Origin of the sequence: Cellulomonas pasadenensis, from assembly GCF_047229365.1 — a bacterium.
Taxonomy (GTDB): domain Bacteria; phylum Actinomycetota; class Actinomycetes; order Actinomycetales; family Cellulomonadaceae; genus Cellulomonas.
In genome coordinates this window covers 1-11,017 of the sequence record NZ_JBFTEP010000119.1, presented here as the reverse complement: position 1 = coordinate 11,017, position 11,017 = coordinate 1, and the positions used below count along the sequence as shown (strand labels likewise).

The 11,017-nt window shown below is 77.2% G+C and carries 10 protein-coding genes; 4 read left to right on the top strand and 6 right to left on the bottom strand.

Going from position 1 to position 11,017, the window contains the following annotated elements:
• Positions 1–3,301: choice-of-anchor I family protein (locus tag AB6N23_RS14610; protein ID WP_412866745.1), on the bottom strand; the 3,301-nt coding region annotated here is incomplete at its 3' end.
• Between the two features lie 484 nt (positions 3,302–3,785).
• On the opposite strand from AB6N23_RS14610, the gene AB6N23_RS14605 reads away from it, so the two are divergent.
• Positions 3,786–4,637, top strand: a complete 852-nt coding sequence (locus AB6N23_RS14605) for a CPBP family intramembrane glutamic endopeptidase (RefSeq protein WP_412866744.1) — start codon at positions 3,786–3,788, stop codon at positions 4,635–4,637.
• Positions 4,638–4,640: 3 nt separating this feature from the next.
• On the opposite strand, the gene AB6N23_RS14600 is transcribed toward AB6N23_RS14605, so the two are convergent.
• Together AB6N23_RS14600 and AB6N23_RS14595 are read right to left on the bottom strand one after the other, a co-directional pair.
• Positions 4,641–5,399 (bottom strand): uracil-DNA glycosylase, encoded by a 759-nt coding sequence (locus AB6N23_RS14600; protein ID WP_412866743.1) that lies wholly within the window; start codon positions 5,397–5,399, stop codon positions 4,641–4,643.
• Positions 5,400–5,483: 84 nt separating this feature from the next.
• On the bottom strand, positions 5,484–6,122 hold the full coding sequence (locus AB6N23_RS14595) for a TetR/AcrR family transcriptional regulator (protein ID WP_412866742.1): 639 nt from the start codon (positions 6,120–6,122) through the stop codon (positions 5,484–5,486).
• Between the two features lie 64 nt (positions 6,123–6,186).
• On the opposite strand from AB6N23_RS14595, the gene AB6N23_RS14590 reads away from it, so the two are divergent.
• A complete protein-coding gene (locus AB6N23_RS14590; protein WP_412866741.1) occupies positions 6,187–7,074 on the top strand; it encodes an NAD-dependent epimerase/dehydratase family protein in 888 nt (295 codons plus the stop codon).
• 95 nt (positions 7,075–7,169) lie between these two features.
• Here AB6N23_RS14590 and AB6N23_RS14585 read toward each other — a convergent pair whose 3' ends face one another.
• The 3 genes from AB6N23_RS14585 to AB6N23_RS14575 form a co-directional block, all read right to left on the bottom strand.
• A complete protein-coding gene (locus AB6N23_RS14585) occupies positions 7,170–7,622 on the bottom strand; it encodes a TIGR00725 family protein (protein WP_412866740.1) in 453 nt (150 codons plus the stop codon).
• A 76-nt stretch (positions 7,623–7,698) separates the two neighbouring features.
• Complete coding sequence (locus AB6N23_RS14580; RefSeq protein ID WP_412866739.1) at positions 7,699–8,316, bottom strand: L-threonylcarbamoyladenylate synthase; 618 nt, start codon at positions 8,314–8,316, stop codon at positions 7,699–7,701.
• 89 nt (positions 8,317–8,405) lie between these two features.
• Positions 8,406–8,600 (bottom strand): hypothetical protein, encoded by a 195-nt coding sequence (locus AB6N23_RS14575; protein ID WP_412866738.1) that lies wholly within the window; start codon positions 8,598–8,600, stop codon positions 8,406–8,408.
• A 282-nt stretch (positions 8,601–8,882) separates the two neighbouring features.
• Between AB6N23_RS14575 and AB6N23_RS14570 the strand changes: the two genes are divergently transcribed.
• Both AB6N23_RS14570 and AB6N23_RS14565 read left to right on the top strand, forming a co-directional pair.
• Complete coding sequence (locus AB6N23_RS14570) at positions 8,883–9,644, top strand: ABC transporter ATP-binding protein (RefSeq protein ID WP_412866737.1); 762 nt, start codon at positions 8,883–8,885, stop codon at positions 9,642–9,644.
• On the top strand, positions 9,644–11,017 hold a 1,374-nt coding region (locus AB6N23_RS14565; protein ID WP_412866736.1), incomplete at its 3' end, for an FtsX-like permease family protein. The genes AB6N23_RS14570 and AB6N23_RS14565, both read left to right, overlap by 1 nt.

Below are 11,017 nucleotides of genomic sequence, written 5' to 3'. Positions count from 1 at the left end.
GCGTGCCGTCGGGCGCATCGGCGACCGCGACCGCGCGGCCGACCGCCGCCGGCGACACCGGGCTGCTCGCCCGCACGTACGCGACCGACGCCGCGAGGTCCACCTGCCCGGAGTCGGCGCGCACCGCCCCGGCCGCGAGGGCCGCGAAGCCGTCGCCGCCTCCGGCGAGGAACGAGTTCGCCGTGACGCGGTACGTCGCCGCGGGGTCGACCGGCCGGTCGCCGACGCGCACCTCGACGACGCGCTCGCCCACGGGGGCCGACTCGTCGTACGTGTACGTGACGTTCGCCGAGAGGCCGAGGTGCAGCTTGGTGCGCGGCGCGTCGGCCGTGCCCCACTGCTGCTCGAGCAGCTCGGCGAGCTGCGCGCCGGTCAGGTCGACCACCACGAGCGTGTTGGCGAACGGCTGCACGTCGGCGACCGCGCGGCACGTGACGTCCCCGTTCGCGGCACCGACGAGGTCGGCGCGCAGCCCGCCCGGGTTCATCACCGCGAGGTCGGCGGGCGTGCCGCCGAACGCCGGGTTGGCCGCGCTCGTCGCCCACAGGTGCATGTCGGCGACCAGGTTGCCGAGCGGCGACTCGAGCGAGCGGTCCACCTCGCCGGCGGCGTTGCGTGCCCGCAGGACGTCGGCGGTGACCCTCCCGACGACCTCGTTGCCCGTCTCCGCGGCGTCGGCGACGGCCCGCTCGACGATCGCCTGCACGTCCGGGTCGGCCGGGTACGCGGGCGCGCCGCCGACGACCATCGGCAGCAGGTCCTGCGACGCGGCGACGACGCGGCCGGCGGCCGTGTCGTAGGTGAGCTCGACGCGCGCCAGGTTCTGGCCGTACTGGCCGCCCTGGACGACCGGGCGCAGCACGTCCGTGCCGGCGACCGGGAACGCGCACGCGTAGGAGCGGTGCGTGTGCGCGGAGAAGATCGCGTCGACGTCCGCGGACGTGTCCCGCACGACGCGACCGAAGTCGCTGTCCTCGGTGGCGACGGCCGTGCACTCGCCGCCCTCCGCGCCGTCGTGCACGAGCGCGACGGTGACGTCGGCGAGGTCCTGCGCCTCGATCTCGGCGGCGACGCGGTCCAGCGCGGCGACGGGGTCGCCGAAGTCGAGGCCCGCGACGCCGGACGGCGAGACGAGCGTCGGGGTCGCGGCGGTGACGACGCCGACGAACGCGACGCGCACGCCGGAGCGCTCGACGACCTCGTACTCGGGCAGGACCGGGTCGGTGGTGCCCGCGCGGTAGACGTTGGCGCCCAGGTACGGGAAGTCGGCGAGCGGCTGGACCCGGTCCGTCAGGTCGTCGAGACCCTGGTCGAGCTCGTGGTTGCCGACGGCCGAGACCTCGAGGCCCGCGGCGTTCAGCACGTCGATCGTCGGGACGTCCTGGGCGATCATCGACGGGAAGGTCGACGCGCCGATGTTGTCGCCCGCGGAGACGAAGACCGTGTCGGGGTTCTCGCCGCGCAGCTGCTGCACGGCCCCGGACAGCACCGCCGCACCGGCCACGCCGCCGCGCAGGTCGGCCTCGAGGCGGCCGTGGAAGTCGTTCGTGCCGAGCAGCTGCAGCTCGACGAGGTCGTCGGCGGCGGGGGCCGCCCTCTCGACGGCGAACAACGTCGTGGTGCCCGAGACCTCGTTGCCGACGGCGATCATCGGCTCGCCCGTCGGCGAGTCGGCGGCCGTGACGAACGCGATCGACTCCGGCCCGAGGTCGCCGGCCGCGGCGAGGTCGCCGCCGCCCTCGACGGAGACGGAGAAGTCGCGGTTGTTGACGTAGCTGACGAACGACGCGTCCCGCGGGTTCGTCACGTCGTAGACGGCCACACCGCCCACGCGCTCGAAGCCGATGAACGCGTACGTGCGCCCGTCGACCTCGCCGATCGCGACGGCCTCCGGCTCGGGGCCCTTGTCGTCGCTGCGCCCCTCGAGGTTCGACTCCGAGTGGTTCGAGTTCACGAACCCGGGCGCCGCCGCGTGCGTGATCTCCTCGAACGACGAGCCCGAGTCCCAGACCTGCTCGCCGTCGGTCGTCCAGATGGAGAACGAGCGCGAGCCGAACGCGTACAGCTGCTCGTAGCAGGTGCCGGCGGCGTTCAGGCCGGACGCGGTGGACACGGTGAGCCGGCCCAGCTCGGCGTCGCCGGTGAGCCCGGCGAACGGCGCGCAGACGGGAGCGCGTCCTGCCGTGCCGAGGTCCTTCACGCGGGCGTTCTCGGCGTACTCGCCCCACTCGCGCGCGTCGCCCTCGTTGGCGGTCACCAGGTACGTCGCGCCGCCGGCCGTGTAGGAGGCGATCGCGTCGGGCTGGTACAGCCCGCGCAGGCCGGGGTACGTGCGGATGTCGAAGCGGCCGTCGCGGTCCGAGGGGTCCAGGCCGACGACGCCGTGGTCCTGCGAGCCCAGCGCGTGGACGTCCGTCACCGCGGCCGTCGCGAGGTCGACCGTGGCGATCGCGTTCGCCTCCTGCAGCGTCACGTAGGCGGTGCCGCCGACGACCGTGACGTACTCCGGCTCGAGGTTGAGCGACGGCAGCAGCGGCGGCGCGCCGGCACCCGTGGGCCCGAACACGCGGACATCCTCGGGGAGCGCCCCGGGCGCGTCGTAGGCCTCGAACCCGGCCGTGCGCACGGCGGACTGCGCCGGCGCCGCCGTCCGCGACGGCAGGGCGACGACGCTGACCGTGCCGGCCGGGTCGACCGCGTAGTCGTCGTCGGGCTCGCCCTCGTCGGCCGTCACGGCCCAGGCGCCGTCCGGCGAGACGGTCACCTTGTCGGGCTGCGCGCCGACGCGGACCGCGCCGAGCGCCTCGAGCGTCGCGGCGTCCAGGAACGCGACCCACCCGCGCTCGGTCTTGGTCGCGTGCTGGACGGCGACGACGACGAGGCCGTCCGCCCGCACGTCGACCGAGTTCACCGACGCGCCCGCGGGGATCACCGTGCCGAGCGCGTCCCGGATGCCGGCGACGGCGATCGTGCCGACCTTCGCCGGCGCCGTCGCGTCCGACGCGTCGAGCACGTCGACCGCGCCCGACTCGGCGTTGACGACGAACAGCCGCTGCGTGCCGGCGTGGAACACGACGATCTCGGCGGCCGACCGGTCGAACACGCCCGTCTCGTACGTGCCGAGCGGCTCCAGCGTCACCGCTGCGTCGGGGGCGGCGTGCCGCACGGGCTCGGCGACGAGGTTCGCCGACGCGGGCGTCAGCAGGGCCGGCACGAGCCCGGCCGTCAGCAGCGTCGTCGCGGCGACGGTCGCGGTCACGCGCCGGCGGGGTCGGGGTGCGCGGGGGCGCAGCTCGCTCACGGGAGTCCTTCCTCCACGGGTGCCGGCGGTCCGGCGGGACGGACGGACGCTAGGTGCCGCCCGCGACCGCGGGCCCGCCGGGGGGAGTCGCGGGGATGAACGTCCGGTGACCTGCGCGGACGGCGTGCGCCGCGTCACGTCGGCGTGTCGCGTGCGGCGCGTCGGCGGACGCGGCGGGTCCTCTTCGCGGGCGTACGCACGGTGTGCGCACGGTGTCCGTACGCCCGCGGAGGACATCTCCTGCACGGGCCGACACGCGATGGCGACACGCCGACCGCGCGGCCGACCGCCGCTGTCGTCCGTCGGGCCTCGTCGGGACGGAGGAGCGCCACTGCGCGGCTCGTCCGTTCCGACGACGCGGACGCGCGCGGCCCGTCCCTAGCGTCGGCGCATGCGCCAGCCGGACACGATGCCCCCGAACCCCGTGCTTCCGAGCCCTCACCCGCCGGTCTCCCCGCCGTCGCGAGGCCTCCCGTCGGCCCCCGTGCCGCCGCACGCCCGCGCCGGGACCGTCGTCGCGGCAGCCGTCGCCCTGCTCGCCGTGGCTGCGCTCGCCACGCTCCTGGTGCTGAGCCCGGCGGGCGTGCGCGAGTCCGCCGACCCGGGCGCGCCGGTCGTGCCGTACTGGGCGGTGCTGCTGCCCGCGGCGGTCGCGCTGCCGTTGATCCGGCTGCTGCCGCCGCGCGTGCCCGAGCTCACGCCGGCCGTCGTCGACGCGCGCCGCCTCACGCCCGCCGTGGCGGCCATGCTCGCGTGCGCCGTCGCGCTGCCGGTCGTCGTCGCGGCGGGCGACCTCGCGCGGTCGGAGGGCTACCACCTGGCCAAGCTCGTCCTGCTGATCGCGCTGCCCGGCCTGGTCGTCCTGCTCACGCGCGGGGCGATGCGCACGGTTCCGGCCCGGGGTGCCTGGCGGTGGTGGGCGCCGGGCGTCGTGCTCGTCGCGTGGACGCTCGTGTCCCAGGCGGCACCCTGGGTCGAGGTGCCCGACTACTCCGGCTACCCCGTCGAGCTCGTCGTGACGGCGGCGGTCGCCACCGCGGTCACCGCGAGCATCGGGGAGGAGGTGTTCTACCGCGTGTGGCTGCAGACGCGGCTCGAGGCGCTGCTCGGGCGGTGGGGCGGCATCGCCGTCGCGACGCTGGTGTTCGCGCTCATGCACGTGGGGGCGCGGCAGGGGCAGGGACCCGTCGTCGAGGTCGCCGCTGCGCTCGTGGTGCAGGGGTCGTTCGGGCTGATGCTCGGCTACCTGTGGTCCCGGTACCGCAACGCGTGGCTGACGATCGCGATCCACCTCGTCGCGAACGGGTACCTGGTCGTGGTCGCGCTCGCCGGCTGACCGTCAGGCGTCCGCGAGCTGCTGCGCGCGCAGCAGCACCGCGTCGAGCATGTCCGGCGTCAGGCGGCCGGTGAAGGTGTTCTGCTGGCTGACGTGGAAGCACCCGAGCAGGGTGAGGGTGCGGTCGTCGGACGCGTCACGGCGCGCGAGCACCACCTCGGCGCCGTGCGCGAACGCCGGGCGGGGGCGCGGCACGGCCCAGCCCTGCTCCGCGAGCGTGGTCAGGACCGCCTGCCAGCCGAACCCGCCGAGCACCACGAGCACGCGCGCGGCGACCACCTCGATCTCGCGCGCGAGCCACGGGCCGCACGTGCGGCGCTCCTCGGGGGTCGGCGCGTTCGCGGGCGGGGCGCAGCGGACCGGCGCGGTCACGCGGACGTCGGTCAGCGTCAGGCCGTCGTCGGCGCTCACGGACGTCGGCTGGTTCGCCATGCCGACGCGGTGCATCGCCGCGAACAGGAAGTCGCCCGAGCGGTCGCCGGTGAACATGCGGCCCGTGCGGTTGGCCCCGTGGGCGGCGGGCGCCAGGCCCACGACCTGGACGCGCGCGTGCGGGTCGCCGAACCCCGGCACCGGCCGCGCCCAGTACGTCTGACCCCGGAACGACGCGCGCGGCTCGGCGGCCACCGCCTCGCGCCACGCGACCAGCCGCGGGCACGCGAAGCAGTCCACGACGCGGGCGTCGAGCGTCGCCAGGTCCGGCGCGGTGCCGGCGGCGCGGACGACGTCGGCGGCGGTGCGCGGCACGTCGACGCTGGTCACCGGCCCATCATCGCCGAGCGGCGCGGCGCGCGCGCCCGCTGTCGGCGCGACCAGGGCGCGCCGACCCGTCCCGCCCACGTGACCTCACCCCGCGAGCGCGCGCGCCAGGTCCGCGAGCTCGGACGCCAGCTCGCCGACCGCGCGCCCGTCGGTGACGGACCAGCCGTGCAGCTGCTCCGCCGCGAGCGCGGCGAGCAGGGCCTCGGCGCGCGTCCGTGGCGCCGGCGCGCCGGCCTCCTCGAGCAGCACCTCGACGTGCCGACGCCAGAACGGGTAGATCGGCTTCGCGAGCCGGCCGCCGGGCGTCGAGGTCTCCGAGAGCAGGACGAGGTCGAGCGACCCGACGGTGTGCTCGACGTAGGCGACGACGAACGCGGCGAGCCGCTCCACCGGCGGCGCGCCGGGTCCGAGGGGCGGCGGGCCGGCGAGCATCCGCTCCTGCAGTCGCCGGCCGCGCTCGTCCAGGAGCGCCGCCGCGAGGCCGCCCTTGTCGGTGAACCGCCGGTAGATCGTGCCCTTGCCGACGCCGGCACGGGCGGCGACGGCGTCGGTGGTGAGCGCCGCGACGCCTCCCTCGGCGTGCAGGGCGGCGGCGGCCTCGAGCACGCGGACACGGTTGCGGGCGGCGTCCGCCCGCTCGGGCACGGGCGCACCGAGCACCGGCAGCAGTCCGCCGGCTCGACCCGTGGACGATCCGGACTCCGGTCCGCTACGTTCCTCCATGACCGGACTGTAGTCCGCTTCACTCGGTCGCGGCCACCGCGACCCCATCGGAGGGAGCACCGCCATGCACGTCCTCGTCCTCGGCGCGACCGGCTACGTCGGCACCGCCGTCGTCGACCGCCTCGTCCGCGACGGCCACCACGTCTCCGCGGTGTCCCGTACCGCGCCCGCCGACCCGCGACCCGCCGTCACGCCCGTGCGCGCGGACCTCGCCGACCCGGCCGCCGTCGCCGGCCTCGTCACCCCGGACGTCGACGCGGTGCTGCACACGGCCGCCCCGCTCGGCGACGCGGACCTGCCCCTCGTCGACGCCCTCGCCGACGCGCTCGCCGGCAGCGGCCGCGCGCTGCTGTGGACGTCCGGCGTGTGGGTGCTCGGCCGCACGGACGACGGCCGGGAGCACTCCCCCGCCGCGCCCGTCGCGCTGGTGGCCGCGCGTCCCGCGGTCGAGGACCGCGTCCGCGCCGCGGCCGGCCGCGCCGTGCGGTCCGTCGTCGTGCGGCCCGGCGTGGTGCACGGCCGCGGTGGCGGGATCCCCGCGATGCTCGTCGGCTGGGCCGGCACCCTCGGGCACGGCCGCTGGGTCGGTGCCGCCCCGGCCCCGCGCTGGCCGATGGTCGACGTGGACGACCTCGCGGACCTCTACGCGCTGGCCCTCGACGCCGCCGCGCCCGGCGCCGTCCTGCACGGCGTCGCCGAGGCCGGCGTCCCCGCCGACCTGCTCGCGTCGGCGGCCGCCCGCGCCGCCGGGGTCGACGGCCCCGCCGCCGCCTGGCCCCTCGCCGCCGCGGCCGTCGAGCTCGGCGACGCCTTCGCCGAGGCCCTCGCGCTCGACCAGGTCGTGCACGCGCCGGGTGCGCGCGCGCTCGGCTGGACGCCGGTCCGCCCCGTCGCGGTCGACGACCTGGCGACCGGCTCCTACGCGGCCGCGCTCACCGCGACGACCGCCTGACGCCGCGCCGGGCGGGGCCGCCGGTGACGGTCCCGCCCGGCGGGCCGCCGTCGGCTGCGTGCAGGGTCGTCGTCACGCGACCGGCCTCGACGGGGTCAGCGCCCCGCGAGCAGCGCGTCGACCGCCGCGAGCGCCTCCTCGACCGTCCGCACGCGTCGCGGCCCGCCCGCCTCGGGCAGCGCCCACCCGCCGATGCCGACGACGGGCGTGCCGACGGACACGGCGAACGCCACCTCGTTGAGCGTGCCCCACGACGAGCCGACCGCCACGACCACGTCGGCCGCGCGCACCACCAGCGCGTTCCGCACGTCCCCCAGGCCGGTCGGCAGCGCGATCGTCACGTACGGGTTCGCGTCGGCGCGCCCGGTGCCCGGCAGGATGCCGACGACGTCGCCGCCGGCGCCCGCGGCACCTCGCGCGACCGCCTCCATCACGCCGCCGCGGCCGCCGCACACGACGACGTGGTCACGGACCGCGAGGCCCGCGCCGACCTCCTCGGCGTCGCGCTCCTGCGCGGGCGTCGGCGCCGACGGGCCGACGACGGCCACGTACGCGCGGTCGCGCCCGGCGCCGCCGCCCGCACCGCGACCCCGTCCCGCGCCGGTGCCTGCGCCCGCGCCCACGTCAGAACCGCGTCGGGTCGCCCGCGCCCTCGCGCACGACCTCGGGGCTGCCGGACGTCCAGTCGACGACCGTGGTGGGCGTGGTGCCGCGGTCGCCCGCGTCGACGACCGCGTCGAGGCGGTCGTCGAGCTCCTCCTTGATCTGCCAGCCCTCGGTCATGGGCCAGTCGGCGCCGGGCATGAGCAGGCTGCTCGACAGCAGCGGCTCGCCGAGCTCGCGGATGAGCGCGACCGCGACCGGGTCGGCGGGGATGCGCACGCCGACGGACCGCTTCTTCTCGTGCGCGAGGCGCCGCGGCACCTCGGGCGTCGCGGGGAGGACGAACGTGTACGGGCCGGGCGTCGCCGCCTTGATCGCGCGGAAGGCGCTGTTCTCGAGGTGCACCAGCTGACCGAGCTGCGCGAAGTCCGCGCACACGAGCGTGAAGTGGTGCTTCGCGTCGAGGTCGCGGACCTGCCGGATGCGCTCGGTGCCGGCGTGGTTGCCCATGCGGGTGCCCAGCGCGTACATCGAGTCGGTCGGGTACGCGATGAGCGCGTCGTCGCGCAGCAGCGCCACGACCTGCGCGATCGCACGCGGCTGCGGGTCGGTCGGGTGCACGTCGAAGTAGCGCGCCATGCCGGTCAGGCTAGGCGGCGGGCCGGGCGTGCGCCCGGTCAGGGAGGCGGCGCTCGCCTGCGCCCGCCCGGGCGGGCAGCGCTGCCGCGTCAGGGCCGGGCGGCGACGCGCCGCACCTCGGCGGCGACCGTGGCCGGGTCGGTCGCCTCGACGGCCGCCGACGCGACGGGCAGGTCGCGTCCGACGTGGGCGAGGGCGTCGTCGACGGCGGACGTCGCGAGCGCGAGCCCGGCGCCGAGCGTGACGGCGGCGACGGCGGCGACGGCCCGGGCGAGGCGGAGCACGGTGACCTCCGGTGGTCGTGGTGGGTGACGGCGACCGTCCGGCCGCCCACGTCCATCGTCCGGTCGCCGGGGGTGCCGGCGGCACCGGGCCCGGCCCGGGCGGCACCCGGGTTCCGGGCGTCGCCGCCTCAGGGTGGTCCCTGGTCGGGGCACCCCCACCCCGGTCGTGGGCCATCCCGCGGATCAGGGCCGTGACCAGGGCCGTCACCGATGGGCAGGACGTCCCCGGCAGCGGGACGATGGCCGGGTGACCGACCGCGCCCCGAGGCTGGGATGGACCCGATGACGACCTCGATCGCGAGCGCCCGCGCGCTCACCCGCACGTACGGCCGCGGCGAGACCGTCGTGCGTGCCCTCGACGGCGTCGACGTCGACTTCGAGCGCGGGCGGCTCACCGCGACGATGGGCCCCTCTGGGTCCGGCAAGTCGACGCTCATGCACTGCATGGCCGGCCTCGACCGGCCGACGTCCGGGACCGTCGTCGTGGACGGCGAGGAGGTCAGCGCGATGTCCGAGCGCCGGCTGACGCGTCTGCGCCGCGACCGGCTAGGGTTCGTCTTCCAGGCGTTCAACCTCGTGCCGACGCTGACGGCGCTGGAGAACATCACGCTGCCGCTCGACATCGCGCGCCGCCCGGTGGACCGGGCGCACCTCGACGCGGTGGTGCAGGCCGTCGGCCTCACCGACCGCCTGGGGCACAAGCCGGCCGAGCTGTCGGGCGGGCAGCAGCAGCGCGTCGCGTGCGCCCGCGCGCTGGTCACCAGGCCGGCGGTCGTCTTCGCCGACGAGCCCACGGGCAACCTCGACTCCGCGTCGGCGCGCGAGGTGCTCACGTTCCTGCGCCGGTCCGTCGACGAGCTCGGCCAGTCCGTCGTCATGGTCACGCACGACCCGACGGCCGCGTCCTACGCCGACCGCGTGCTGTTCCTCGCGGACGGGCGCGTCGTGGACGAGCTCGCCGACCCGACGCCCGACACGGTGCTCGACCGGCTCGGCGCGCTCACCCGGCGGGCGGCGTCCGCGCCGGCCGCCCCGGTGCGCTGATGCTGCGGGTCACGCTCCGCGGCGTGCGCGCGCACGCGGTGCGGTTCGCGCTGTCGGTGCTCGCCGTCGCGCTCGGCGTCGCGTTCGTCGCGGGCACCTTCGCCCTGCGCACGATGATGTCGACCACGTTCCACGGGATCGTCGACGCGCAGGCACCCGCGGACGCGTACGTCCGCGGTGCCGAGCCGCTGCCCGGCGGTGCGGGTGCGAGCGGCGGGTTCGGCGAGGCGCGCACGCCCGTGCCGCTCACGCTCGCGGACGACCTCGCGGACGTCGACGGCGTCCGCCTCGCCCTGCCCGACGTGTCGGGGCCCGTCGTGCTCGTCGGCGCGGACGGCACCGCGGTGCAGTCGACGCAGGCGCCGAGCATCGGCATCGCCACCGACCCGCGCGACCCGTCGCTGCGCGTCGTGGACGGCCGCGTGCCGACGGCGCCCGGCGAGGTCGCGCTCGAGGAGGCGACGCTCGCGTCGTCCGGGCTGGCCGTCGGCGACCGCACGCGCGTCGTGCTGGGCGGTGCCGTGACGGACGTCGAGGTCGTCGGCGAGGTGTCGGCCGGCGGGCCGCTCGCCGGCGCGACGCTCGTCTTCCTCGACCGGGACACGGGCGTGGCCACCTACGCCCCGGACGGCACGGTCGCGACCGTCGCGGTCCACGCGCAGGACGGCGTGGACGAGGACGCGCTCACCGCCGCCGTCGCCGCGGCGCTGCCGGACGTGCCGGGCGGCGCGGACGCCGAGGCGGTCACCGGCTCGGCGCTGCGGGCGGACCTGCAGGCCGACATCGACCAGGTGCTCGGGTTCGTCACCACGTTCCTGCTGGTGTTCGCGCTCGTGTCGCTGTTCGTCGGCGCGTTCCTCATCGCCAACACGTTCCAGATGTCCGTGCGGCAGCGCGTGCGGGAGTTCGCGCTGCTGCGGGCCGTCGGCGCGTCGCCGGCGCAGGTGTTCGCCGTCGTCGTGGGCCAGGCGGTGGTCGTCGGGCTCGTCGGCGCGGCGCTCGGCGTGCTCGGCGGGGTGGGGCTGGTCGCGGTGCTGCGCGTCGCGCTGGAGCAGGTCGGCATGGACCTCGCGGGCGACGTGCCGCTCGAGGGGGCGACGGTGGCGCTGTGCCTGGTGATCGGCACGGCGGTGTCGGCGCTGGCCGCCGCGGTGCCCGCGCGCACGGCGGCGCTCGTCCCGCCCGTCGAGGCGATGCGCAGCGACGTCGGCGCGCCCGAGCGCTCGCTGCGGCGGCGCGCCTGGGTGGGCGGGTTCCTCCTGGTGGCCGGGGTGGCGGCCGTGGCGACGGCGGCGGCGCGGCCGGCCCTCGACGCCGCGGAGGTCCTGCTGGGCGGCGGTGCGGTGAGCGCGTACACCTGCAGGCCCACGGCC

What these genes read in the sequence shown, in the direction of transcription:
- AB6N23_RS14590 (WP_412866741.1), top strand. Translation starts at nt 6,187, where the DNA reads ATGCACGTCCTCGTCCTCGGCGCGACCGGCTACGTCGGCACCGCCGTC.
- AB6N23_RS14580 (WP_412866739.1), bottom strand. Translation starts at nt 8,316, where the DNA reads ATGGCGCGCTACTTCGACGTGCACCCGACCGACCCGCAGCCGCGTGCG.
- AB6N23_RS14570 (WP_412866737.1), top strand. Translation starts at nt 8,883, where the DNA reads ATGACGACCTCGATCGCGAGCGCCCGCGCGCTCACCCGCACGTACGGC.
- AB6N23_RS14595 (WP_412866742.1), bottom strand. Translation starts at nt 6,122, where the DNA reads ATGGAGGAACGTAGCGGACCGGAGTCCGGATCGTCCACGGGTCGAGCC.